Raw genomic sequence first — 24242 nt, forward strand, 5'->3', positions numbered from 1 at the left:
CGATGGTGGACTACCAGCGCGTCATCGATTGGCTCGACGTGTGGATCGCCGACCGGTCGAAAACGGTGATCCTCGTCTTTCTCGTCCTGACGGTCGTTTTCAGCGTCGGACTGACCCGCGTCTCCACCGAATCCGGGACGAGCCAGTTCACCGAAAACAGCCCGGAACAGGAGGCGTTCGATGCCGTCAACCGCGAGTTCACGCCGCCGTTCGCGGTCGAAAACGGGAGCACACAGCTCATCCAAACCGGTCGGAACGTGCTCTCGAAGCCGGAATTGGTGGCGATGTTGGAGGCGCAGTATCGCCTCGAACGCCGCGCCGACCTTCGGGTTTCCTCGACGACGAGCGCGGCGAGAATCGTCGCCGTCACGCTCGACCCGAACGCGACGACGCTCGAAGCCCAACTTCGTGCCGTTCGGCGTGCGCCAGACTCCGACGTCGAAGCGGCGGTCCGGCGAGCGGCGACGAGTCCGGAATTTCGCGCGTTGCTGAGCAAGGATTTCAACCGCCGCTCCGTCTCCGCTTCGGCGACGATAGGCATCGTGGAACACGAGATTCCGCGGGGGCTCGAACAGCAAGCAGGCGCTGAAGCGAGCGAAAACGACCCTCTGACACGAATTCAAGTTCAGTCACAGTCGGTCGTCGGAAGCGTCGATAGCGACGTTCGCGTGTTCGGAAGCGGTATCATCTCCTCGGAACTGTCCAGCGTCACGTTCGACTCGCTCATCATCGTCACGCCCGCGGCGGCGGTGCTGATACTTGTCTTCCTGCTCTTCGCCTACCGCGACCCTCTGGACCTCCTGCTCGGCGTCGTCTCGCTGGTGATGACCATCCTCTGGACGTTGGGGTTCATGGGGTGGTTGGGCATCCCGTTCACGCAACTGCTCGTCGCGGTGCCGCCCCTGCTCCTCGCGGTCGGTATCGACTACGGCATCCACGCCATCAACCGCTACCGCGAGGAACGCGTCACCGGACTCGAAATCGGACGGTCGATGCGGCGAACGACGGATCAACTCCTCGTCGCCTTCTTCATCGTCACCGGAACGACCGTGTTGGGGTTCGCGTCGAACCTGACCAGCAACCTACAACCGATTCGGGAGTTCGGGTTGGTCGCCGCGATAGGAATCTCGGTCACGGCGCTCATCTTCGGCATATTTCTCCCGGCGGCGAAGGTGGCGACCGACAGGTTCCGATACCGCGTCGGACTGCCCGTGTTTGGCCTTCGACCGCTCGGCGAGGAGGGGTCCGTTTTGGGCCGACTGCTGCAGGGAAGCGTCACGCTCGCCCGCCGCGGTGCCCCGGTCGTTCTCGCCGTCGCACTCCTCACCACCGCCGTTTCGGGCTACTACGCGACCGGCATCGACACGTCGTTTTCGAACGAGGATTTCCTGCCGCCGGAGCAGACGCCGGGATATCTGCAATCGCTTCCCGAACCGTTCGCGCCGGGGACGTACACCGTCACCGAGACGACGAACTTCCTCGACGAGAAGTTCGCCCGCGTCGAGGGGGATACCGTGACGATATACGTACAGGGGCCGCTTCGCGAGGATTACGCGCTCGAATCGATTCAGCACGCCAACCGAAATCCGCCGAAGTCGTTCGCTCAAACGAACCGACGGGCGGAGTCCGAAAGCATCATCACAGTCATTCGGAATTACAGCAGTCAGTCGCCCGAGTTTCGGCGGTTGGTCGCTCGGAACGACGACGACGGGGACGGCGTTCCCGACGACGACCTTGGAGCGATTTACGACCGATTGCTCTCCTCGCCCGCCCGTGGGCAAGCGCTTCAGTACATCACGGAGGACCAGCGGAGCGCACAGGTCGTCTACACGATGAAAAGCGGTGCGTCGCAGGGGGAAATCACTCGTGACGCACAGCAAGTGGCCGGACGCTACCGCCTCGACGCGACCGCGACCGGCGAAATCGTCGTCTTCCAATCCATCGCGGCCATCATCTTCGCGTCCGCGCTGCGAAGTCTCGCAACTGCGCTCATCGCCACGGCGGTTTTCCTCGCGCTCGTCTATCGCATGCTCGTCGGTCGGGCCGCCTTCGGCGTCATCAACCTCTTTCCCATCGTCGTCGCCGTCTCGCTCTTGGCGGGTACGATGCGGTTGTTCGGCATTCCGTTCAACGCGCTGACGGCGACGGTGTTAGCGATCGCTCTCGGACTGGGAACGGACTACTCCGCCCACGTCGTCCACCGGTTCACCGACGAGTTCGAAGACGAGTCGGACGTGTTCGCCGCCCTCACCCGCACCGTTCGAGGAACCGGTGGAGCGTTGACCGGCAGCATGCTCACGACCGTCGCCGGAACCGGGGTCCTCGTCCTCGCCATCACGCCCGTCCTCGGCCAGTTCGGACTCGTGACGGCACTGAGCATCTTTTACTCCTACCTCACGGCGCTCGTGCTGACACCATCCGTCATCGTCGTGTGGCAACGCTATTTCGCGTGAGGATTCGCGGAACCGGGCACAGTTATGCCGTCGCCCGTCCAAATTCCCGGGGATGTACGACGAGATACTCGTTCCCACCGATGGCAGCGCCGAAATCGAGGACGCCATCGCGGAAGCGCTCGACCTCGCGGCGTTCACAGGCGGGCGCGTTCATGCGGTGTCCGTCGTCGATACGCGCGAGTACAGCACGCTCTCCGACGCGAAGTGGCTCACTATCGAACGCGACAGAGCCGAGGGGGGAGAACACGCGATTTCGACCGTTCGAGAGCGGGCGAACGAACGAGGGGTTCCGGTGGAAACCGAACTCCTCCGGGGACTGCCCCACGAGGAGATACTGGCGTACGCGGACGACCACGGAGTCGACATCATCGTGATGGGAACCCACGGTCGAAGCGGATTCCAGCATTTTCTGAACGGGAGCGTCACCGAGAAGGTCATCAGAAACACCGATTTACCCGTACTCGTCGTCCGAGTGACGAGGGAATCCTAACCGAGGGGTTGGACCACGCCCCACGCCAGCCCGATGGCGACTCCGGCACCGACAAGGGTGCCGAGTGCGTTCGCCGTCGCCCGGAAGCGTTCGCCAGTCTCCCACAGTCGAAACGTCTCGAAGGAGAACGACGAGAAGGTCGTAAACGACCCGCACGCGCCGGTTCCGAGCAGGAGCGCGAGTTGATTGTCGACGGAGAGGAACGTGATGAGTCCGAGGACGAAACTCCCCACGACGTTCACCGTGAGCGTCCCGATGGGGAACTCCTCGGCGTCGATTCGTTCGCTGACGAAGTGGCGGCACAACGCACCGATCGCCCCGCCGGTTCCCACGATATGCGCGGGGTCGAGTGAGGTCATTCGCCGACCCCTCCGTTGAATCGTCGGGCGAGCGAACGACCGAGGAAGACACCCAAAAGCCCGAGTCCGTAGTTGGCGACGACGTTTCCGGCCATCCAAAGCGGCGACGCCGCCTGCGTGGTCTGGACGGCGAACGTGCTGTACGTGGTGAACGAGGAGAGAAACCCCGTGCCGACGACGAAGTGGGTCTGGTCCGCGAGGTAACCCATGTAGATGGCCTCGTACAGGATGAATCCGAGCGCGAAACAGCCCGCGACGTTCGCGATGAGCGTTCCCGTCAATCCGGGTTCGGCGAGGCTGACGAAGTACCGAAGATTGGATCCCGCAAACCCGCCGACGCCTATCAGCAACAGGATTTCTATCGTGTGGAGTGGATGCTTGCTTCCCATATCTGTGGCTCTCGAAAAGGAGTCATCAGCCGACGTGCTCGGCGGTTGTGGGAGGCGGACTCCATCGCCCGGTTACTCCGGTACTCCTTATCGAACGCACTTAACGGACTCGAAAGGACGCGGCAATTCGTTCTCTTCTCCCGTCTCACTGGTCAGTGCGCTCGCACTCGGACTGCCGCCGCCGTGTTCGACCCGTCGCGTGCGAATTTGCACGGCGTGAACGCTTTCGGTCGCGTCATCCACGACGAGCGCCGACCCCGGTTTTTCGGGCATCCGGTCGGTGAACGACCCGTGCATGTAGGTCGGGCGGGCGCGGGCGAGCGCCTCGCGGTCGGCCCGCGAGGTCAAGCGATGAGCCACGAAGATGTCGGCCTGTGAAACCGCATCCTCCGGAAGCGCGGCCGGGCGTTGGGTCGCGGCGACGAAACTGACGCCCGGCCGCCGTCCACGGGTGAGGACGGTCCGAAGCGCCGGAGCGGCGATTCCGTCGAAGAAGGCGTGTGCCTCGTCCACGACCAACCACGGGAGCGTCGCCACCGAGTCCGTGACTCGAGCGCGATACAGGTCCTCTGCGACCGCTCGAACGACGGCGTTCATCGGCGCGGCGTCGTAGCCCGAACAGTCCAGTATCGTCGCGGTCGCCCCGGAGAGACAGTCCGCCGCGGTGAGTCCATCGGGAGAGAACACGCCCCAGGAATCGGCGAGTGCAAGGTGATTCCGGGCCGTCCGGCGGGTTGCCTGCACCGCGTCCGCGTTTCCGACGTATTCCTTCATCGCGGCGAGTGTGTCCGTCTTCGCGGCCGCCTGCCAGACCAGCGACCCGGCCGAACTCTCGTGATCGAGGCCCAGTAACGCACACCACGCTCGCGGCGAGAGTGCGCCCGCGGACACGCGAGGTTCGTCGACGACCGAAAACCCCGGAACGTCCGCGAACGTACGAAACGCGCCCATCGGGTCGACGACGACGGGGGAAACCCCCGCGGCGGCCGCGAGTTCTTCGACCAGCACACCGAGTGTGTAGGACTTTCCGTACCCGCGTTTGCCGACGATCAACGCGGCGTGTGGACCGTCCAAATCGATTTCGACGGCGGCACCCGCGCTGCCGTCTCGTGCCCGGTAGGTTCCGAGCGCACCCGAGATACCGCCGTCGTCCGCTCGCCCCAGAACGTCCATCATGTCCGGTGCTGGTCCCGGCTTCCATGATAAACCCTCGGACGAAGGTTTATGTCCGAAACCGGAACCACTCCGGGGCATGTCAATCCGTCAGCGGTTCGAGGAGGTACGAACTCACCGCACGGTCCAGTTGTTTCAGTCGGACAACCGCGCCATCGAGGGGCTTCCGATTCGACTCGTCATCGCGCTCGTCGTGGGCGTCGCCAGCCTGAGCGTCATGATGAACATGTTGTCGGGCCTCAACGGGTTGGCGGTGAGCGAACTGGACGCGAAACCGGCCCCCGAAGTGGTGCAACCGGGCCACCGGTCCGTCGACATATCGGTCATCGATTCGGATGGGAAACCGGTCGCGGGGGCGACCGTCGTCGTGAAAGGCGATTCCGCCACGCTGGAGCATATTCGGACGGCGACGACCGGGAAGAACGGGGAAGCCACGCTCTCGATACGACCCGGGCTGGGACCGAATCAGGAGGAAGGAACGCTCGAAGTGGACATCAAGCCACCCGCGGGTAGCGAGTTCGCCGACAAGCGAGAGAACACGCGAATTTTGGTGGTGTCCGGGTAGGAAACGAAGGCAAACCCGGTTTCCCACCGGCATTTCGATGAGGAATGGCGTCGTTACTCGTGGGAGCTGTTCAATTGTATCTCCTTAATTGAAATAGGAACAGCTATCAACCCCCTCCACTACCGTCACGTCAATGGCAATGGCACGTTGCCGCCACTGCGGTGTGCAGATGATAGGGTCGTCTTACCCCGAGGCGATGAAATGGTACCACGACCACCTTCGGGAAACGCATCCGAAAGCGTGGGTTCAGGCGTAACCACGGCGAAAACGCTCGCGTATTCGGACGAATTTCTCGTCCGAGCGAGTCGGAGGACAGCACTGTAAACGCGGTCACGAAAAGGGGCGTTTTACTCCACGCGACCTTCTCCCTTTAGGGAGTGTTGCGCGTAGTAGATGTATGCCTCGAGAAACGACCGAAGAAGGAATCGAACGAGGGAAGCGAAACGCGCTCGCCGCGTGGGCACTCATCGTATCGGTCGGCATCGCCGTTCTCACCAGCGTTCTCGATGGCGATTTCCTGTGGGCGGGATTCGGGCTCGTCGCGCTCGGGGTTGTGCTGATACCCGCCGGAACGTACCGCCGGGCGACGGCGATGGTTCCGTGGGAATCCCTTCTCCTCGTCGCAATTCCCATCCTGAGCGTTCCGTTCGGACCGATTTTGCCCCGATCAGTCGCCGTGTTTCTGGCCGTCGCGGCGCTCGCGCTCGTGGTATCGGTGGAGTTGGACGCCTTCAGCACGGTCGAACTCTCCCCGTCGTTCGCGGTCCTGTTCGTCGTCGTCACGACCATGGCCATCGCTGGTGCGTGGGCAGTCGTCCAATGGGTCGTCGACGTGACGACGGGGATGCAGAACCTGCGGAACCTTCGTGCCGTGATGTGGTCGCTGTTCGCGGCCACCGGGGTCGGAATCGGGGCCGGGATCCTGTTCGCAGTGTACTTCCAACGCATCGATCCGCGGCGGTTCGGCTTTCGGGACGGCGGCAAGCGACACGAGTCGGATGAGACCACGGCCGTGGAATCGTCCGAGGGATGGCTCTCGGATCGACAGCAACGGCGTCTGGTACGAGCGCTTCAGGTGGTTCTCGTCGGCGTGCTTGCGTTCGGCGTGTACCGAGCGAACATCGGCATCATCGTCAACACGGCGGTCGCGCTCGCGCTGATGGAGTTACCGGCGGTACTCGAACGGGATTACCGTCTCCCCATCGACACGGGCCTGACGCTCTGGATAGTCGTCCCGGTCTTTCTGCACGCGGTTGGAACCATCGGGCTATACCAATCGATCGGATTGTGGGATCAACTGACCCACACCCTCTCGTCGTCGCTCGTCGCCGCAGCGGGCTACACGACGGTTCGAGCGCTCGACATCCACGCGGATTCCGTCTACCTCCCGAAAAAGTTCATGGTACTGTTCATCCTGCTGTTCACGCTCGCGTTCGGCGTCCTCTGGGAGCTGTTGGAGTTCAGCCTCGATGGACTCGCGACGATACTGGGAACGACGAGCGTCCTGTCCCAATACTCGCTCGAAAACACGATGCTCGACCTGGTGTTCGACAGCGTCGGCGGAGTCATCGTCGCAGTGTGGGGTGCGACACACCTATCCAACGTCTCCGATGCGGTTGCCGCACGGTTGGACACTGGGACGGAGTGACGGCTATTCGACTCGGCACCGAGCGGACAGCAGACGAACGGAAGAGTCGTGGTCGGTTCGTGCGATAGGTCGCTCGAATGTGGGGAGAAATTCTACGTTGTTGGCTCCACTCTTTTCCGTGCATGAATCGATCCGAAAACCCGTCTTCGACCGCGAGAGGTTCGGCCGTCGGGTGGTTTCTGTTGGATGCCAACCGGATGGTCATCGTGGGCGTTCTGACTGTCAGTTGCTTCGTGCTGCTGTTGAGTCTCGGCGCGCTCGGTCTCCCCTTCGCGGAGATGTTTCGCCGCGGAGATACGATAGAAACGCTATTTCAAACCCTCCTCGGCGTTCTTATCACCGGAATGACGCTCGTCGTCTCGATAAACCAACTCGTCCTCTCCCAGGAGTTCGGATCGCTAGGTCGGCAAAACGAACGAATGGAGAAGTCGATGGAGTTCCGCGAAGAGTCCGAAGAGGAGTTTCGATGGGTCGGTCCGCCGGAACCGGATCGGTTCCTCGAAACGCTGATCAATACGAGCGTCGATCGGGCGCTCGCGGTTCAGGACTCCGTCGAGGGAAACCCCGATAGAACGCTTCGAAAGCGGGTCGGCCAAATGGTCGAACGGATCACCGAGAGCGCTGACGGTATCGACGACCAGTTGGAAGATGCACAGTTCGGCGAGTTCACGATAATGCGTGCCGCCCTCGATTACAACTACTCGTGGAAGATATACATGATTCGTCGGGTGTTTCGGGAACACCGGGAGAGTTTGAACGAGGAGCAAAAGGAGGCGTTCGCCGACGTCGTCGATATCCTCGAACTGTTCGGTCCGGCGGAGGAGTTCTTCAAGGCGCACTATCTCCAGTGGGAACTGGTGAACCTCTCGCGTCGGATCCTCTTCACCGGAATCCCGGCGCTGATCGTCTTGGTCGCCGGCGCACTCTATCTGAAACCGGCAACCGTCTCCGGTTCGCTTCTCACCGTTCCACTGCTCATCTGGCTGGTCACCCTCGGCGTCACGTTCGCGTTGATCCCGTTCTTCGTCTTCACCGCCTACGTCCTCCGAACGGCCTCGATAGCGAAAGAAACTGGAGCGATCGGTCCGTTCGTGCTTCACGAGTCGGAGCGCGACCCGCTCATCAGTTGGGACGACTGACGCTCCCGACGGTACCCGTCCACCGCCGTCCCCACTCCGCGCCGACGGCCTAGAAACCTATGGGAGTTCCGTCCGTCGATTCTCGTGATGAGTTCCCCCGAAGACGGATTCGACGAGGCGTACGCCGGAACACCGCCGTGGGACATCGGCCGACCCCAGTCGGCCATCCGTTCCCTGTTCGAGACGGACGCGGAATCGTTCGAGGGACCGATTCTCGACGTCGGCTGTGGAACCGGGGAAAATTCGCTCTTCCTCGCGGACCGCGGCTATTCGGTTCTCGGCGTCGACGCGTCCCCACGAGCCATCGAGAAGGCGAGAGAAAAGGCGGAAACCCGCGACGTAGAAGGGAATATCGACTTTCGAGTGCAGGACGCGCTTTCGCTCGCGGACCTCGGCGAGGAGTTCGGGGTCGTCCTCGACTGCGGCCTGTTTCACGTCTTCGACGACGAAACCCGACGAACTTACGTGTCGTCGTTGGAGAGTATCGTTGCGTCGGACGGACACGTCGTCATTCTCTGCTTTAGCGACCGAGAGCCGGGCGAATGGGGTCCGCGCCGAATCAGCGAGAGGGAGCTTCGAACGGCGTTTTCCGATGGCTGGACGGTCGAATCCATCGACCCTGCTCGCTTCGAAGTCAACGCCGGGCACGACGAGGTAAATCCGTCGAACGGCGATAGCGTCGAAGCGTGGTTGGCGGTCGTTCGATGCGCTGAAGGGGAAAAGCGGGAGTAAAGTAGAGTAAGAGAGAGTAAAGTAGAGCAAGAGAAAGAGAGAAGAGGAGGGCAGGGGAGGATAGCTCGCGACGATTACAACCCGTAGCCGTCCCAGTCTATCCAATCGTGTTCCCATCCACGGCGTGTCTGGGCGTGACGTTCGGCGAACTCGCGGTCCTCGCGGTCGGTGCGGTTGCGTTCGATCGTGTCCGACTGCTCGCCGTCCACGAGGAGCGGTGCGAGCGAAAGCGTGCCGAACTCCCGTTCGATTTCGGGGGCACCGTCGGCAGTTCGTTCGACGGCGGTCAACTTCTGTGCCCCGCCCCCGAGCGGAATAACCAATCGACCGTCCGAACGCAACTGTTCGACGAGGGTCCGCGGCGGTTCGATGGCCGCCGCTTCCACGAGGATGCGGTCGAACGGGGCGTATTCGGGCAGACCGTCGGCACCGTCGCGACAGTCCACGAAGACGCCGCCGTAACCAGCAGAAGATAGGTTTTGCCGGGCTTCGTAGACGATGGTGCGCGTGATATCGACCGCGTGGACGTTCTCCTCGCCGACGATTTCGGCCAGCGCCGCCGACGTGTACCCGACGCCGGCACCGACGACGAGGACGGAGTCCGTCTCGCGGACGTCGAGGGCTTCCAGCAGTCGGGCGACGGTACTCGGGGCAAGAATTCGTGTCCCTCGGTGGTCGAACGACTGGTCCGAGTAGGCGCCGTCGCTGGCTTCGAGGGGGACGAATTCGTGTCGGGGGACCGTCCGAAGCGCGAGGCTGACGGACTCGCTCCTGACGAGGCCACCCTTCAGTTCGTGTTCGAGGCTGGCGACCATATCGTCGCGCAGCGCCGCCGGTTCCATGGATTCGGATTGGGTACCGACGTTCTTCAATGACGCGGCCTGTGCCCGACGACTGCTTGCTGATTCGTGCCCGGGACGTCCCGAATTTCGACCGTCTCGAAACCGGCGTCGTCGAACCACCCGCGGAACTGGTCGGCGGTGTAAGTATCCCCGTTTTCGGTCACGGCGAGCATGTGTGCGCCGAACATTGCCGCGCCGTCGGTGCGTCCTCGAACGTGGTCGATGAAAACCGCGACGCCGCCGGGGTCGAGCGCGTCGTAGACGTTCGCTACGAGTTCGCGGTTCTCCTCCGGGCCGAAGGCGTGTGCGACCCGCGCGCAGAACGCGATGTCGAACCCGGTCGGGAGGTCGTCCGTCGCGTCACCGGAGACGAGCGTGACGGGTTCGCGTTCGAGGAACTTCCGGTCGATGTCGATGACGGCCGGTCGGTCCAGCAGCGTCACGTCGTAGCCGCGGCGGGCGAACTCGGTGGAGAAACTCCCGGGACCCCCGCCGATGTCGAGGACGCGTTCCGCCTCCGGGTGTTCGTGGACCGCTTCGGTCACGGCGGAACGAACCGTCGTCTCATCAACCGTCGCCATCGCGCCCATGAAGTTCGTCGTCCACGAGTCGGAGTGTTCGGGAGGAGTCCCGGTTCGCATCGTCTCGGGGAGCGAAAACCAGCGGTCGAGGCAGTCCATCTGGTGTGGTACCGTTCCGATAGAGCGCACGTCCGTTTTGGCAAACAAGCCGAGCGCCCGGTTGGTCGCCTCGTACTCGCCGTCGACGGGTTCGAGGAATCCCAACTCGGCCATGGCGGAGAGCGTGATTCGGGCCGAACGCTCGGTAACGTCGGTTTCGGCGGCGACCGCCTCGGGCGTTCCGGCGTGAAACATGACTGCGTCGACGATGCCCGTCTCCCGGGCGGCCCACAACAGACAGAGTTCGCGGTAGTCCATGCGGAACCGTCTATCGGGAGGCAAAAAAGCTACGCGCCGGACGGTCGGCCTACCACGCCGACCACGCCGTCGAACCCTCGTCCTCGGCGTAGATTCGCTTCACGTCCTTGGCGAGGACGGCGTCCCCGTCGAAGTCCAGTCGGTCGTGGTCGTAACCGGACGCGTCGTCCGTGACGAGGATGCCGTCGATGGTGAACTCCTCGTTCGCCAGTTCCTCGGTTTCGCCGACGACGAACTCGTAGTCGCCGGGGATGCTCACCTTGACCCCGCGGGAGTTGTCCCGACGGCCGTCGTTGGGGTGAATCGTGACGTTGACGCTGACGTTGTCCACGGCGCGCGTCCAGATGGTTTCCACGTCGGGAGCCAACGACTCTTCTACTCGGCGGTCCCCGTCCTGTTCGAGGCTGGTGATCCTGACGACGAAGATTGCCTCGTCGGTTTCGAGGACGAACTCCTCGCCGACGGCGAGCGTCTCTTCCACCGGCACGTCGGCCTTCGCGGTGAACGACTCGCCGTCCTGCGAGACGACGACGTCTATCTCCTCGGTCTTCTCCTCCTCTATTTTCGTCTTGTGAACGTGGTCGCACTCCGTACATCGCACCGTCGCCTGTCCGCCCGGCTTGAGGACTTCGTGAACCGTCTCCAAATCGGGGGAACAGGATGGGCAGACGACTGCCACGCGTTCCGCTGTATCGCTCATGGAGCGGTGTAGGAAGTCAGGCCGTAAAAGTGCGTGGAGTTGGACGAAGGCGGAAATCGGACGACTGTCGTTCAGTTTCGATTATCGTTGCTGAACGGTTTCTCGTAGACGACGCCGTCGTCATCCGTGACGTGCTTGACGACAACCCGAGATGGGAGGCTCGATTCAAATCGGACATCAGTGACATACAGGATGGGTCCCAGTTCCAAATTGCAGGTATCGTGGTGAATGTAGTCATCGAAGACGGCGACGATGAGGGTATCGGACGATTCGACATACCGAACCGTCCTGAGTTCAGTTTCCATGCACGAACGACTGCCGCTTGGAATCCGGCCACCAACTCGAATGCGACCGTCAGCCGAATCGAACTCGACGTTCGCGTGATTGGAGAGGGAGTCATCCGGCATGTCTCCGGAGGCATAGCGCTCATCAAAGTCCACGAGTTCGAACCGATGACCCGTTATCGGTGGTTCAGTTCGGATGGAGAACTTCTTGTCGCGGCGATAATCGAACCGTTGAGCGACGACAGCAGTCCCGCCGACGAGCGGGACGGCGAGTCCTGCGAGGAGGGCACGGCGATTCATACCAACCATTCAGCCAGCACGAATTAATGCTTTTGTGGTGAGTGAAACGGTTACCGTATCCGTCGAGCATCCGACGTGACGGATTCGACCCGAACTCACCCGTCGAAGTACAACTCGTAGTGGTTCGCACACCCCGGATTGAATTCGGCGTCGCATTCGGGACACTTCGAATCACACTCCAAATACTCCGCAATCGTCAGCTCTGTACCGCACACACCGCACAGCACCGCCTCCGCGTCCCGCCGATTTTCGGCCCACGTCTCCCGCGCATGGTCGGCAACCGCGTCGTGACACCGAAAACAGGGATAGTATTCGTCACAACACGGAAACCGAATGGCGATTACGTCGCACTCGCTGTCGTAGTGCGAACAGCGCGTCTCTGCGTCTACTTCGACGCCGTGGACTTCGGTTCCGTGGACGATTTGCATGCTGTAAATCAGATTCTACGGTCGTGGCAGTTCGACTTCCTCGCCGTCGGCGTACACCGTCGGCTCCCGAACGATGCCGTCCAAGTGAAGCGGGGCGTCCGTGTCGCCGCCGATGCCAGCATCGTCGCCGATGGCGATGTGGACCGTGCCGCCCGCCTTCTCGTCCAGCAGGACGGAGCCGACGAGTTCGGACACGGCGACGTTGGTTCCGATGCCGAGTTCGGCGAGGTTGTAGGCGTCCCGCCCGACTTCCTCGGCCGCCGTCTCGACCTGCTCGCGGATTTCGTCGTCGCTGATTTCGGTGACGTAGCCGTCCTCGACTTCGAATTCGAGGGTCTGGCCGTCGTCGAGGAGGCCGTGGGGGCGCATGGTGCCGTCCACGACGTATTTGCCGTTGACGTTCTCGGGGCTGACGAACACCTCGCCCGCGGGGAGGTTGGTGAAGTCGCCGGGGTCGTGACAGAGGCCGGTGTCATCGAACCACTCGCGATCGCCGGGTTCGAAGGTGATGTCGGTGCCTGCCTCGGTCATGACGCGGATTTCCTCGGCACCCTCGACCTGTTCGAGCACGTCCTTGCAGTGCCGGTCGATGGTCTCGTAGTCGGCGGCGAGACCGGTGACCATCACTTCCTTCGTGATGCCGGGAAGGGTGGCGATCCGCGCGCCCTCGTCGTTCGCGTTTCCACGGGCGCGGGTGTGGCTGAGACTCTTCGTGGTCGGGGCGAGGACGACGTCGGCGGCGGCCATCGCAGCGGCCACGGCCGCTGGCGGTTCCTCCCCGTGTTGGTTTCCGACCGGATAACGCGTGATGGTGACGTCGTCGGTTGTCTCGCTGGCGGTGTCGTATAGCGCCTTACCGATGTCCCAGCGTTTGTCGTCGGTGATTATCGCACACGACTCGTCGGCTTCGAGCGCCATACACTGCTCGACGGCCGTCTTCGCGGCGTCGTCCATGCTCATGGTTGGGCGGTTGCGTTCCGGAGCGGTTAGGTGTTCCCTTTCGGTGCGAATGGGACCGGAAAACCTCGGTTCTCCGAGACGTGAATTCCCCCGAAAACCACCGAATTACTCGCTATCGAGTTGTTTTGTCGCATCGTCGCTCGAAACCGTTTTAGTCGCGGGGGTTGGACCCGCAGGTGTACATGCTACAGGTCGGCATTAACGGGTACGGGACTATCGGGAAACGAGTCGCTGACGCCGTTCGGGCGCAACCGGACATGGAAATCGTCGGTGTCGCAAAAACCCGGCCCAACTTCGAGGCCGAAGGGGCCGTCGAGAGCGGCTATCCGCTGTACGCCGCCATCGAGGAGCGGGCGGACCAGTTCGAGGACGCGGGTATCGAACTCGCGGGGATGGTGGACGAGATGGTCGAGCGGGCGGACGTGGTCGTTGACGCCTGCCCGTCCGGCATCGGCGCGGACAACAAATCGCTGTACGACGAGTACGACACGCCCGCGCTGTATCAGGGCGGCGAGGACGCGAGCGTCGCCGACGCGAGTTTCAACGCGCGTGCGAACTACGAGAAATCGGTCGGCGCACAGCACGTTCGCGTCGTGTCGTGTAACACGACCGGACTCTCCCGACTCGTCGCGCCGCTGCGCGAGGAGTACGGCGTCGAGAAGGTCCGTGCGACCCTCGTCCGCCGCGGCGGCGACCCGGCCCAGACGGGTCGCGGTCCCATCAACGACATCGTGCCGAACCCGGTGTCGCTGCCGTCACACCACGGCCCGGACGTGAAGACCATCTTCCCGGACCTCGCCATCGACACGCTCGGACTGAAGGTTCCGGCAACGCTGATGCACATGCACAGCATCAACGTCTCGCTCGAAGCCGAACCGGACGCCGAGGAGGTACGCGAACTGCTCGAAAGCCAGTCGCGCCTGTTCGTAATTTCGGAACACATGAACATCGACGGCGCGGGGAAACTGAAGGAGTTCGCCATGGACAGGGGTCGCCCGCGTGGGGACTTCTGGGAGAACTGCGTGTGGGGCGAGTCGGTATCGATGGAAGGAAACGATCTCTACCTCTTCCAAGCCATCCACCAGGAGAGCGACGTGATTCCCGAGAACGTGGACGCCATCCGTGCGGTGACGAACGCCGCCGATGCCGAAGAGAGCATCGAGACGACGAACGACGCACTCGGTATCGGCTTCTAATTACCTGTATTCGGTAGGGTTCGTTTTTTCGGCGAGAAGAGCGCCGGAGGTTCGTCCGGATGTCCGAGTAACGACGATATCGTCGGTACGAGCGGTCGGAAAGGCGCGCCAAACGTCGTGACAGTCGTTATCAGTGGTCAAATCCGTTCGGAATCTCCGCGCCGTATCGACGGATTCCATCGTTCACGAACGAGTCTACGAGGGTTACGTCAGACCCAGATAGTTGGGGAAAAGAGACAGCGACTCTGATTTTCTTCGTTACTGTCGATTAGCCCCGCCTTCAATCGTTTGCAAATACTGCGAACGGACTCAACGATACCCGGCGTTCATTTACCACTCCCCCGATGGTGTGCGATGGGTGGGGCGGACACACACCAGCACGGTGGTGTCCAGCAACGGTCTCTCCCGCCCGGAGAGAAATACATGAGAAAGTCACTCAAGATCCTGCTCGCGATGACCATCGTGGGTAGCTTGTTCGCGGTCGGATTCGCAGGTAACGCGGCGGCAGACAGAGGCGGCGACTCGCAGGAGAACTTCCAGTGGGCGAGTTCGCACGTCGACCAAGAGCAGTACGTCGCACAAGGCAACTTTAACCACCAGGACGACAACTACGCGGTTTCGGCCGCGGGCAACCTCGGTAGCGGCGAAGCCGAATCGGGCGACGCGTACGCGATTCAAGCCAGCTACCAGAGCAACGATAACTCGCAGAGCGCGTGGTCGAACGCCGAGAACGAAAACGAGCAAGAGTGGGAAGACTAAGTAGATTCGTAAATTGACGGCGAAGTAATTTTTTCGTACGAATCACCCATCGAGCAGCGACATCTCGATATCGTCCGCAGGTCTCCGGTGATATTCCCGAAGTACCGTTTTCCGACAGAATCCGTTTTCGAGCCACCGGAAACGGCGGGTTTGATGCCTGTCCAAAGCCTTTTGCCCCGGAAGGGCTTAGCCTCAGGTATGCGACGAGACGATCGCGACGACCCCTTCGACGACCTCTTTCGTGAGATAGAACGCATGATGAACGACATGATGGGCGGCAACGTCGATATGCAGGTCGATACCGGCGCGACCGGGTTCGGTGCTGACACGCACGTCGACATCCACGAGGACGACGAGTTGGTCCGCGTCATCGCCGACCTCCCCGGCGTCGAGAAGAACGACATCGACCTCAAATGCGACGGCGAATCGATGACCATCAGCGCCGCAAGCGACCACCGCGAGTACGACGAGCGTATCACGCTCCCGGCGCGCGTGGACGAGAGTTCCGCGAAAGCGACCTACAACAACGGCGTCCTCGAAGTCACGTTCGAAAAGACCGACGAATCAGCGAACATCAGCGTCGAGTAGTCCGAACGAGTTCGGCGAGGCGGTCGTACAACCCATTTTCGTACTTCGTTTCAACGTCTATCGTCGGCCGTGCATTTGTCTCGTTGACGAACACCCTGTCCCCGACGGCAAGCAGATCCACGCCACAGAACGGAATTCCGAGCGTTTCGGCCGTCCGTTCCGCGATGTCCCTGCACTCCTCGGATAAGCGGATGCCGCGCGCCTCGGCACCGCGGTGGACGTTGTGTTTCCAGCGACCGGCGGCCAGCGCATCGTCGGGAAGTCGCCGTTCGACCGCGCCGACGTACTCGCCGTCAACGACCATCGCGCGATAATCAACCGCCTTCGGGAGGTACTCCTGCACGAGGAACGATTTGTCCCCCGTCGCGCGGTAATCGTGGACGAGATTCAGGTAGTCGATCACGCCGAGAAACGAGTCTAAATCATCGACTTTCGCGATTCCCGTTCCCCGCGTCGTGGAGTTGGGTTTCACCACGACCGGCGGGTCGAACGCCTCGAAGGCGTCCACGAGTTCGTCCTCGTCGACCGGGTTCGAGACGACTACTGTCTTCGGAACCGAAATTCCTGCCCGTCCGAGTCGGGCGATGACTCCACCTTTGTTTCGCGAGGCGAGGACTGCCTCGCGGTCGTTTACCCACGGGACCGAGAGCAGGCCGTCGACGATTCCACCTTCCATCATCCGGGAGGGATAGACGAACCCGACGTCGAACTCGTCGGGACCCCACGGCGGGTCCGCGAGGTCGAACGTCCGCGCCTCGCTCGGGACGTGACGGACCCTGATTCCGCGTTCTTCGAGCGGGTCGCGGATTCGCTCGAACGTCTCCTCCCGGTACGCGACCGCCAGATCCAGCATCGGTCGTGAATTCGCATCCGTCGATAAAAAGGTCGCCCGTCTCGTCCGTTCGCCCCGCGCCGCCGTTCTCACTCGACGCGTTCGAACCGGTGTCTGTACACCGTCGCATCGTCGTCCCATTCGAAGTCGTCGTGGGCGTGATTCAGGCGTTCGCGGTAGGCCGCCAAATCCTCCGACCCTTCGGCCCGTGCGTCCTCGTCCGTCAGGTCGCCCAGTTTTCGCTCGGTCACTTCGACGACGTCGAACGTTTCGCCGTCGATGTCGAAGGTGTCACCTTCCTCGGCGTACGGGTTGCCGCGGTGGAGTTGCGAAACGCGTCCCGCCGTGACCGCTCGCTGGATGTGTTCGGACGGAAGTATCGTGTCAGCGTCGATGTTCGCCATGTTCGATTTTTCGTGCTCCCCGTAAAAATCACTCCCGGAGGACCGTTCCGATTCGAAGTATTCTGATCGGTGCCCGTGAGAGGAGGTGGCGAACTATAGTATCGTTGAGAATCAGTTGTACGAGTTTCCCGAGCAGGCTCTCGCCATTTTGAGGAGGTACCGTTCTGACCTGAATATTCAGTTTCAATAACGTCTATGCGTATCTATGACGTGTGTCCTTCTGGGGGAGGGAAAATGCCACAAACATTCGAGAATACCGAAATCGTCCGGCAATTCGTCGACCGAGCGTTCAACGATGGGAAGCTCGAGGCGGCCGACGAGTACGTCGCCGAGGATTTCGTGCGCCACGACCCGGCCGCAGCGGACGTGGTCGGTCGGGATGAATACAAGAAATTCATCGAGATGAACCGGACTGCGTTCCCGGACTACCACGAATCCATCGAGAACATCATCACGCAAGATGACACGGTGATGTATCGGTGGAGATTACGCGGCACACAGGAAGGGGAGATCATGGGAGTCGAGCCGACCGGAAAGGAAGTCGATGTGACCGGAATGGTCGAAATGCGCATCGAAGACGGGCAGATCTCCGAGATGTGGGGCAATTTCGACGCTCTCGGGATGCTCGAACAGCTCGGTGCCATACCCGAACAAACCGCCGAATAATCGACCGAAGATCGTCGTCAACGAAATAATCGGGATCGATGTAACCGATCCTGTGATTATTTTATTCCCATCGTAGCACGCGCGAATCGAGAACGGTTTCCTTACCCTCGCACCGGCCACGTTCGCGTCGCCGTCGAACTCGACCCAATCACCCTTTCAGTACGCCGCCGATGGCACCGCCGATAGCGCTGTCGAGCGCCAGAACGAGGGCGACGAAGACGGCCACGAGGAACAGGCCGAGGCCGCCGAACAGCGACCCGACGGGGCCGCCCGCGAGTCCGCCGATGATGGTGCCGCCCAGTCCGAGAAACAGGGCGACGACGATACCGCCGATGGACCCGGCGAGCAGGCCGTGCCAGAAACCGCTGCCCAGTCCGCCGCCGGCGACGTATCCCGCGACGAAGCCACCGGCGAGTCCCGCGGCGACGTGTCCGATTCCGGGGAGGGCGAACGCCACGATACCGGCGAGGACGGAGACGACGAACCCGACGAAAACCGCGTACCAGTTAGTCATGAGTAAATACGTTGGTAGTCGGAAAACAAAAGTCTCCCGCCGGAATCCGCTCGCACGACGGTATGAACGCCCTTTTAAGGAGGGAGGGCATACGAATCTCCATGATTTTCGAGACCCTACCGACAACGCCCACGTCGGAGGAACTCATCGACAAGGCGTTTTCGCGGGCGACACGGGCCGGGCGAGCGAAAAGCGGCATTCAGGCCCAACAGTCCATGCTCCAAACCGCCTCGAACATCCTGTCGGACAATATGCAGAACGTCGTCACCGCGTGGCCGGACTTCGAGGAGGTGGACCCATTCTACTACGAACTGGCCGACGCCGTCGTGAACGTCGACGAGGTCAGAAAGAGCCTGTCCGAAATCCAATGGGCCTCCCGCAAGACGAAGGACATCGGCCGCGAGTATCAGGGCAAACTCCGAGGCGACATCAACTACGCCCGGAAGGTGCGAAAACAGGGGTTCGCCCGCCTCGCGTCCATCGTGGAGGAAGTCGAAGACGACCTCGACCGAATCAACGCGGCACGCAACGACCTCCGAGACCTCCCGGATATCGACCCCGACGACCCGACGGTGGTCGTCGCCGGCTATCCCAACGTCGGAAAGTCGTCGTTCGTCAACACGATAACCAACGCCCGCAACGAAATCGCGGAGTATCCCTTCACCACGAAGGGGATTCACGTCGGTCACTTCGAGCGCGACCACATCCGCTACCAAATCGTAGATACGCCAGGGCTCCTCGACCGACCCGCGGACGAGCGAAACACTATCGAATCGCAGGCGGTGTCGGCGCTCACGCACCTCGCCGACTGCATCCTGTTCTTCGTCGACCCGAGCGCGTACTGCGGCTATCCGCTCGACGCGCAACTCGAACTGCGTGATTCGGTCGAAGCGGAGTTCGGCGACGTGCCCGTCCTCACCGTCTGCAACAAGTCCGACCTCTCGACCGACGTGGAGGCGGACGAGTACATGAGCATCGAGGAGGACGAGAACGTCACGGGGACGCTCGATGCGGCCGTCGAAGCCATCGGCTACGAACCCGAACTGCCGTTCGACGGATAACTGGTGCCCGGTTCGACGACCTGATAATCCTGATACCGAACGCGAACTTCGGGCGAGCGATCCGTTCGTTCCGTAATTCGACCTTGGATTCTTCGTGCGAGGCGGGGGTACGACCGGTTCGACGTCCGACTCACCGTCACGGTGACAGTCCGGGACTCCGAAAGCGCGTTGTAGCTGGTTCGTACCGCCACCGCGTCGAGCGCGTCGTAGACCGGGCGCTGGAGTACGTCATCGACCGCGCTGGACGCTCCGCGCTCGAACGACAGTTGGACGGTGGTTCCGAAGAGAACGCTACCGACGACGAGGAGCAACACGACCAGTTCGGTGATCCGCACGCCGTTCGACGGTATCGTGAGCTGGGTTTGGTCGGACCGGTAGCCGAGATAGCTGAGCGTGACGATAGCGGCAGCGTTGATGAGTACGACGGTTACGATGAGCAAGACGGCCGCGCCGAACGCGACGACGAGGTTCCCCCAAACGAGAGCGATACCGACGGCGGCGGCGGCCGGGAGGAGCGCCGCGGCGATCATGACACCGACGAGCGCCGTCGGACCTTTCGTCGTGAGCGCGAAGGTGGCGGCGGACCCCGCCGCCAGACCGACGGCAACCGTGACGAGCGTCGGTGCGAGGCGAACGCTCATCAGTTCTATCGAGGAGAGCGCGAGTCCGGTCGGAACGAAACCGGTGAAACGGAGAACGAAACTGAACAGGGTCGCCGTGCCGATAGCGGCGACGAGACCGATGACTTGGAAGCGAATGCTGTCGGTCAACATTCGTTGGTCACCGACGACGGCACCGACGCTGGTCGTGAGAACCGGACCGACCAGCGGCGCGATGACCATCGACCCCACGACGACCGCGGGCGAATCGACGAGCAATCCGCCGGCGGCGATGACCGCGGACAGGACGACCAACGCGACGTACGAGTACAAGTCGTGTGATAGGTCCCGCGCTTTCGACCGGAGTTCGGGGGCGGCGAGCGGCGAAAAATCGCTCGCGTATCTGTTCTCCAGCAGTTCCATCGTCCCGGTTTCGGCCGTCTCCGCTGCCCCGACGACGATGTACGACTCCTCCTCCAGCCCGGCCTCGCGGAGCCCGTCGAGGACGTCGTTGACCGCATCGGTCGGGAGCGGAAACTCGACCAACAGACCGCCGTCAACGACGCCCGAGGCGGCGGTGACGACGTAATCGACATCTCGGTCTTCGAGCACCCCGAGGACAGTGTCCTGTTGCTCCTCGGGGATGAAGACGTGTATCAGACGCACGGGAGGACAACCACATGCCGGGGCAAAAGGGTTCAGGCCGATACGCCGTCCGTTTCGACGTATCGGATTTGAACCGCAATGGCGCGACCCGTCTGCCGTTCGATTCGGTCGTGGATGCGATTGGCGAGATGGGGATACCGCTCGTCGCTCGGTCGACCGACGGTGACGACGACGCGATGGGGTTCGCGGAACGGGAGGTTTTGCGTGTAAGTGCTCTTGCCGAGCGGGAAGGTCTGGCGGTACTGAACCTGCATCTGGAGCTTTTCGGCCTGCTGATACTGTGGCCGTTCGAAGACGTGCGTGACCGCCGCGTCCGCGCCGTCCTCGAACTGCGAGCCCTGATAGGAGAAGTAGGTGACGCCGCCGAGGAACACGGAGAGGACGGCGATACCGACGACCAGCGCGCCGATTCGTTTGACGGTTTCCTCGCGGGAACGTTCGGTCTTGAACCAACTCTTCGGCCGATACCCCATGTACTGGAGCGTCACGATGGCCGAGAGGTTGATCGAGAGGACGTTGACGAGAACGAGGACCCCGGCACTCAACGCGACTATCGGCATCCCCCACGCGATACCGACGCCGACGGCGGCGGCGGGCGGGATGAGCGCCGCCGCTATCATAACCCCGACGAGGGCGACGGACACGCCCGCGGCGAGGCTGATGACGCCCGCCGCACCCGCACCGAGTGCGACGATGAGCGAGAGGAAATCCGGGGTCAATCGGCCGCTTATCTGTGATAGCTGCGTGATATCCGTGTTCGGCGGGAAGAGATAGAGCGTTCTCACGAAGAATGCAAAGACGGTCGCGCTGCCGATGGCGATGACCATGCCGAGGAGTTGCAGTTTGACGCCGCGGCGGAACAGGTCGGTTTCGTCCAAGACCGTCCCCACGCCCGTCGAGAGCGCCGGGCCGACCAACGGCGCGATGACCATCGAACCCACGACGACCGCCGGGGAGTCGAGGAGCAACCCCGCGGTTGCGACGACGGCGCTCACCACGGTCATGAACACGAACGTTCGAAAGCGCGGCGAGAGTTCGCGCGCTTCGGTCAGAATTTCGTCGCGTGCAATTCGGTCGCCGCCGTTCTCCGCTTCGTATCGTTTCGCCAGTTGTTCGAACTGGCGGGACGTGTCCGTCTCGGCGTCGATGATGACCGTGTGAGCCTCGTCGCTCAGGCCCGCGTCGTGGAGTTTGTCGATGACCGGCTGGACGGCGTTCTGCGGGAGCGGAAACGTCGCGAGCGCGGCGTATTTCCGCCCACCCGTCTCGTCGGTGAGAAAGAAATCGATTCCTTCGGATTCGAGCGCGTCGACGACGGTTTCTCGCTCGCCCGTCGGGATAGATACCTGTACAAGTCGCACATCGTCCGATGGGTCGTACAGATTGAAATAATCGCGGGCCGATAGCTCGGAATTCGAGGCCGGATTTCACCGAAGCAGGTGGAGTGTACGCATCGACTCGCTCGGCGCGGGAAACCACGGCGGTTAAGCGTGGAGGCGCCAAGAGACGACTATGTTCGAAAATCGACCCGGCAGGGGTGCAGAGGTGATTTTCGTCGGGCGCTCGAACGTCGGCAAATCCACGCTCATGCGCGAGTTGACGGGCCACAGTTTCGAGACTGGCGGCAAACCCGGCGTCACGCGTCAACCCAATCACTTCGATTGGGCCAGCGAGGATTTCATGCTCACGGACCTGCCCGGGTTCGGCTTCATGTCCGGCGTCGAGGAGGACCGGCGCGAGCGGATAAAGACCGACATCGTGCAGTACATCGAGGAGAACGCCGAGAAGGTGCTGGTCGGCGTCCTCGTCGTGGACGGAAAGAGCGTCGTGGACATCATCGACCGTCACTCCGGCGAGGACGAAATCCCGCACGACGTGGAGATGTTCTACTTCCTCCGCGAGATGGGAATCCCCGTCGTCGTCGCGGTGAACAAGATGGACAAGGTCGACGACGAGGACGAGCGACTGGACGACCTCTGTGACCGCCTCGGTCTTCACCCGCCGTGGAAGCAGTGGCAGGACACCATCGCACCCATCAGCGCCAAGCGCGGCAGTATCGACGCGCTGAACGAGGCCGTGAAGACTCACCTGCACGAACAGAAGCGCGACGACCTGTTCAAGTTCTTCTAGGGAGGGTTTCGGCGAAGGACTGCGTAGCGATTCGTCGGTCACTGACCGTTTTGGTCCCGGTATCACGTATAAACGTTCGGAGAAGGCTGGGGTTGCGGAGACAGGGAGTATTTCTTCGAAAAACGCCGTCACGCTCGTTACGAATTGTAGTCGAGAACGACTGAATCACAGCTATTGGGAAGCAGCCCTCGAAAGCCCCCGTCCGCTCGCTACGAACTGGGTTTGATATTTTTGTGATTGTAATCACCGAGAAGCAGCCCTCGAAAGCCCCCGTCGCGGTCGCTGTGCGGGATATTCTGGCCTCTCCGCAACGCACGGCCAGAATAGTTGCCCGCACAGCAACCACGCAAGCGCGAGCAGGCGGCCCCTTTCAGTCCTCCCAGACAGATCGACCGCACAGCACCGCATCAGCCACACCCTCCCCAACCGATTCCTTCGCATTCGCTCAGTCATCCATCGTCAGAGCGAAGCCCTGACGAGCCGTTCGTTCGCTGACGTTCACGAAGACCTCGCGCGACTTCAGCGAGGCGACGCGGCCGAGTATGGCCGCGTCGTCTCGCCAGCACACGCCACGTTGATCATTCGATTGGTCGAAAAACACGGACTCATCCGAGCAGTTTCGCCTCGGCCTTCCGCAGGTGTTCGAGGAGCGTGGTTTTGGACACGTCCATCTCGTCGGCCAGTTCGGACGCCGTCACGTGCCGCGGCCAGTCGTAGTACCCGCGGCGGCGGGCGAGTTCAAACACCTCGCGCTGGCGTTCCGAGAGGTCGTCGGTGCGGAGGATGCCCGCGCCGGTTTCGGCGGTTGCGACGTGGCGAACGCGGATATCGGCGTTCATCTCCTCACAGACCGCCTCGATTCGGTCGTGGAGTTCGTCCTTGTCCACCTCGACGATGACGGTCCAGTATTCGCGCCCGCCGTACATCCGCACCGGTTCGTCCGGGATGAATCCGCGCGAGACGAGCGCGTCGTTGATGCTGTTCCCGAGGTCGTAGTGGACGACGATGCCGCAACTCGCGCTCCCGAAAGCCAGCGAATCCTCGGTCGCGTGCGGGTGGTCGGTTTCCCATACCGAGTCGGTCAGGTCCGACTCCCGAATCGCCTCCACGAGTTCGTCCACCTCCTCGCGCGTGTTGCCGTAGACCGTAAACCGGCCGGTCGCCAGTCCGTCGATGGTGTGGACGCCGTGGCCGAGGAGGCCCGCCGCCCGCCCCTCGGTGACTTCGAGCGTCCAGCAGTCGGGGTGCCAGATGTCGAGCGTGACTCGGAGGCCAGCGTGCTCCGGCGTGGTCATCTGGTGTGACACACGGATGATGTGTGCAAAAGTGTATGGCTGTGGGAGTGACAGATGCTGTCAGACCGTCGTGTCAAAATCGAGACCGGGCGTCGGTCACCCTTCCATGAAAGGGGGCATTGTTTTGATCGA

Annotated in this window: 29 protein-coding genes and 1 riboswitch; of the genes, 13 read left to right on the forward strand and 16 right to left on the reverse strand. The window is 62.1% G+C overall.

Annotated features, from left to right (window positions below):
• The first annotated feature begins 2 nt into the window (after positions 1 to 2).
• Both ACGYLY_RS11670 and ACGYLY_RS11675 read left to right on the forward strand, forming a co-directional pair.
• The gene (locus tag ACGYLY_RS11670; RefSeq protein WP_395281449.1) at positions 3 to 2453 is read left to right on the forward strand and encodes an RND family transporter; all 2451 of its coding nucleotides are present in this window, start codon (positions 3 to 5) and stop codon (positions 2451 to 2453) included.
• A gap of 52 nt (positions 2454 to 2505) precedes the next feature.
• A complete protein-coding gene (locus ACGYLY_RS11675) occupies positions 2506 to 2943 on the forward strand; it encodes a universal stress protein (protein WP_395281448.1) in 438 nt (145 codons plus the stop codon).
• Here the strand turns inward: ACGYLY_RS11675 and crcB (ACGYLY_RS11680) are convergent.
• From crcB (ACGYLY_RS11680) to ACGYLY_RS11690, 3 genes are all read right to left on the reverse strand, one after another.
• Positions 2940 to 3302: a fluoride efflux transporter CrcB gene (crcB, locus tag ACGYLY_RS11680; RefSeq protein ID WP_395281447.1), complete on the reverse strand. Its 363-nt coding sequence runs from the start codon at positions 3300 to 3302 to the stop codon at positions 2940 to 2942. The two genes, ACGYLY_RS11675 and crcB (ACGYLY_RS11680), sit on opposite strands and share 4 nt — an antisense overlap.
• Positions 3299 to 3691, reverse strand: a complete 393-nt coding sequence (crcB, locus tag ACGYLY_RS11685; protein WP_395281446.1) for a fluoride efflux transporter CrcB — start codon at positions 3689 to 3691, stop codon at positions 3299 to 3301. Before crcB (ACGYLY_RS11685) ends, crcB (ACGYLY_RS11680) begins: the two co-directional genes overlap by 4 nt.
• A 9-nt stretch (positions 3692 to 3700) precedes the next feature.
• Positions 3701 to 3769, reverse strand: a riboswitch (Fluoride riboswitch).
• A gap of 9 nt (positions 3770 to 3778) precedes the next feature.
• Positions 3779 to 4867 (reverse strand): ATP-binding protein, encoded by a 1089-nt coding sequence (locus ACGYLY_RS11690; protein WP_395281445.1) that lies wholly within the window; start codon positions 4865 to 4867, stop codon positions 3779 to 3781.
• A 76-nt stretch (positions 4868 to 4943) separates the two neighbouring features.
• On the opposite strand from ACGYLY_RS11690, the gene ACGYLY_RS11695 reads away from it, so the two are divergent.
• The 5 genes from ACGYLY_RS11695 to ACGYLY_RS11715 all read left to right on the forward strand — a co-directional run bounded on the left by ACGYLY_RS11695 (position 4944) and on the right by ACGYLY_RS11715 (position 8948).
• Entirely contained in the window at positions 4944 to 5429 is a 486-nt protein-coding gene (locus tag ACGYLY_RS11695) for a carboxypeptidase-like regulatory domain-containing protein (protein WP_395281444.1), read from the forward strand.
• Between the two features lie 133 nt (positions 5430 to 5562).
• A complete protein-coding gene (locus tag ACGYLY_RS11700) occupies positions 5563 to 5685 on the forward strand; it encodes a hypothetical protein (RefSeq protein ID WP_395281443.1) in 123 nt (40 codons plus the stop codon).
• 141 nt (positions 5686 to 5826) lie between these two features.
• Complete coding sequence (locus tag ACGYLY_RS11705; protein ID WP_395281442.1) at positions 5827 to 7077, forward strand: hypothetical protein; 1251 nt, start codon at positions 5827 to 5829, stop codon at positions 7075 to 7077.
• A gap of 122 nt (positions 7078 to 7199) precedes the next feature.
• On the forward strand, positions 7200 to 8216 hold the full coding sequence (locus tag ACGYLY_RS11710; protein ID WP_395281441.1) for a hypothetical protein: 1017 nt from the start codon (positions 7200 to 7202) through the stop codon (positions 8214 to 8216).
• Positions 8217 to 8303: 87 nt separating this feature from the next.
• Entirely contained in the window at positions 8304 to 8948 is a 645-nt protein-coding gene (locus tag ACGYLY_RS11715) for a class I SAM-dependent methyltransferase (RefSeq protein WP_395281440.1), read from the forward strand.
• Positions 8949 to 9022: 74 nt separating this feature from the next.
• Here the strand turns inward: ACGYLY_RS11715 and ACGYLY_RS11720 are convergent, their stop codons facing one another.
• The 6 genes from ACGYLY_RS11720 to ACGYLY_RS11745 all read right to left on the reverse strand — a co-directional run bounded on the left by ACGYLY_RS11720 (position 9023) and on the right by ACGYLY_RS11745 (position 13400).
• Positions 9023 to 9790 (reverse strand): protein-L-isoaspartate O-methyltransferase, encoded by a 768-nt coding sequence (locus ACGYLY_RS11720; RefSeq protein ID WP_395281439.1) that lies wholly within the window; start codon positions 9788 to 9790, stop codon positions 9023 to 9025.
• 26 nt (positions 9791 to 9816) lie between these two features.
• A complete protein-coding gene (locus ACGYLY_RS11725) occupies positions 9817 to 10728 on the reverse strand; it encodes a class I SAM-dependent methyltransferase (RefSeq protein WP_395281438.1) in 912 nt (303 codons plus the stop codon).
• Between the two features lie 49 nt (positions 10729 to 10777).
• Positions 10778 to 11428 (reverse strand): HVO_0476 family zinc finger protein, encoded by a 651-nt coding sequence (locus tag ACGYLY_RS11730; RefSeq protein WP_395281437.1) that lies wholly within the window; start codon positions 11426 to 11428, stop codon positions 10778 to 10780.
• 71 nt (positions 11429 to 11499) lie between these two features.
• The gene (locus ACGYLY_RS11735; RefSeq protein WP_395281436.1) at positions 11500 to 12012 is read right to left on the reverse strand and encodes a hypothetical protein; all 513 of its coding nucleotides are present in this window, start codon (positions 12010 to 12012) and stop codon (positions 11500 to 11502) included.
• 95 nt (positions 12013 to 12107) lie between these two features.
• Positions 12108 to 12440: a CHY zinc finger protein gene (locus tag ACGYLY_RS11740; RefSeq protein ID WP_395281435.1), complete on the reverse strand. Its 333-nt coding sequence runs from the start codon at positions 12438 to 12440 to the stop codon at positions 12108 to 12110.
• A 15-nt stretch (positions 12441 to 12455) separates the two neighbouring features.
• Complete coding sequence (locus tag ACGYLY_RS11745; RefSeq protein WP_395281434.1) at positions 12456 to 13400, reverse strand: aminopeptidase; 945 nt, start codon at positions 13398 to 13400, stop codon at positions 12456 to 12458.
• A 182-nt stretch (positions 13401 to 13582) separates the two neighbouring features.
• On the opposite strand from ACGYLY_RS11745, the gene ACGYLY_RS11750 reads away from it, so the two are divergent.
• The 3 genes from ACGYLY_RS11750 (at position 13583) to ACGYLY_RS11760 (ending at position 15943) form a co-directional block, all read left to right on the forward strand.
• A complete protein-coding gene (locus tag ACGYLY_RS11750) occupies positions 13583 to 14596 on the forward strand; it encodes a type II glyceraldehyde-3-phosphate dehydrogenase (protein ID WP_395281433.1) in 1014 nt (337 codons plus the stop codon).
• A gap of 423 nt (positions 14597 to 15019) precedes the next feature.
• A complete protein-coding gene (locus ACGYLY_RS11755) occupies positions 15020 to 15355 on the forward strand; it encodes a hypothetical protein (RefSeq protein ID WP_395281431.1) in 336 nt (111 codons plus the stop codon).
• 198 nt (positions 15356 to 15553) lie between these two features.
• The gene (locus tag ACGYLY_RS11760) at positions 15554 to 15943 is read left to right on the forward strand and encodes an Hsp20/alpha crystallin family protein (RefSeq protein WP_231184772.1); all 390 of its coding nucleotides are present in this window, start codon (positions 15554 to 15556) and stop codon (positions 15941 to 15943) included.
• Here the strand turns inward: ACGYLY_RS11760 and ACGYLY_RS11765 are convergent.
• The gene (locus ACGYLY_RS11765) at positions 15930 to 16796 is read right to left on the reverse strand and encodes a RimK family alpha-L-glutamate ligase (RefSeq protein WP_395281430.1); all 867 of its coding nucleotides are present in this window, start codon (positions 16794 to 16796) and stop codon (positions 15930 to 15932) included. The two genes, ACGYLY_RS11760 and ACGYLY_RS11765, sit on opposite strands and share 14 nt — an antisense overlap.
• 68 nt (positions 16797 to 16864) lie before the next feature.
• Positions 16865 to 17179, reverse strand: a complete 315-nt coding sequence (locus ACGYLY_RS11770; RefSeq protein ID WP_395281429.1) for an ASCH domain-containing protein — start codon at positions 17177 to 17179, stop codon at positions 16865 to 16867.
• Between the two features lie 234 nt (positions 17180 to 17413).
• Here ACGYLY_RS11770 and ACGYLY_RS11775 point away from each other — a divergent pair, with 234 nt between their 5' ends.
• Complete coding sequence (locus tag ACGYLY_RS11775) at positions 17414 to 17845, forward strand: ester cyclase (RefSeq protein ID WP_395281428.1); 432 nt, start codon at positions 17414 to 17416, stop codon at positions 17843 to 17845.
• A 148-nt stretch (positions 17846 to 17993) separates the two neighbouring features.
• Here the strand turns inward: ACGYLY_RS11775 and ACGYLY_RS11780 are convergent, their stop codons facing one another.
• Positions 17994 to 18359, reverse strand: a complete 366-nt coding sequence (locus ACGYLY_RS11780; RefSeq protein ID WP_395281427.1) for a DUF5518 domain-containing protein — start codon at positions 18357 to 18359, stop codon at positions 17994 to 17996.
• A gap of 101 nt (positions 18360 to 18460) precedes the next feature.
• Between ACGYLY_RS11780 and ACGYLY_RS11785 the strand changes: the two genes are divergently transcribed.
• Positions 18461 to 19420 carry an NOG1 family protein gene (locus ACGYLY_RS11785; RefSeq protein WP_395281426.1) on the forward strand — a complete coding sequence of 320 codons (960 nt, stop codon included), beginning with the start codon at positions 18461 to 18463 and terminating at the stop codon, positions 19418 to 19420.
• Here ACGYLY_RS11785 and ACGYLY_RS11790 read toward each other — a convergent pair.
• Both ACGYLY_RS11790 and ACGYLY_RS11795 read right to left on the reverse strand, forming a co-directional pair.
• Complete coding sequence (locus tag ACGYLY_RS11790; protein WP_395281425.1) at positions 19390 to 20685, reverse strand: TIGR00341 family protein; 1296 nt, start codon at positions 20683 to 20685, stop codon at positions 19390 to 19392. The two genes, ACGYLY_RS11785 and ACGYLY_RS11790, sit on opposite strands and share 31 nt — an antisense overlap.
• Before the next feature lie 32 nt (positions 20686 to 20717).
• On the reverse strand, positions 20718 to 22046 hold the full coding sequence (locus ACGYLY_RS11795; RefSeq protein ID WP_395281424.1) for a TIGR00341 family protein: 1329 nt from the start codon (positions 22044 to 22046) through the stop codon (positions 20718 to 20720).
• 151 nt (positions 22047 to 22197) lie between these two features.
• Here ACGYLY_RS11795 and engB point away from each other — a divergent pair, with 151 nt between their 5' ends.
• Positions 22198 to 22815 (forward strand): GTP-binding protein EngB, encoded by a 618-nt coding sequence (gene engB, locus ACGYLY_RS11800; RefSeq protein ID WP_395281422.1) that lies wholly within the window; start codon positions 22198 to 22200, stop codon positions 22813 to 22815.
• Positions 22816 to 23260: 445 nt separating this feature from the next.
• Here the strand turns inward: engB and ACGYLY_RS11805 are convergent, their stop codons facing one another.
• A complete protein-coding gene (locus ACGYLY_RS11805) occupies positions 23261 to 23383 on the reverse strand; it encodes a hypothetical protein (RefSeq protein ID WP_395281421.1) in 123 nt (40 codons plus the stop codon).
• A 37-nt stretch (positions 23384 to 23420) separates the two neighbouring features.
• Positions 23421 to 24110, reverse strand: a complete 690-nt coding sequence (locus tag ACGYLY_RS11810; protein WP_395281420.1) for a helix-turn-helix domain-containing protein — start codon at positions 24108 to 24110, stop codon at positions 23421 to 23423.
• Positions 24111 to 24242 lie beyond the last annotated feature (132 nt).

It is taken from the genome of Haladaptatus sp. CMAA 1909 (genome assembly GCF_043952005.1).
In the GTDB taxonomy this organism is placed as follows: domain Archaea; phylum Halobacteriota; class Halobacteria; order Halobacteriales; family Haladaptataceae; genus Haladaptatus.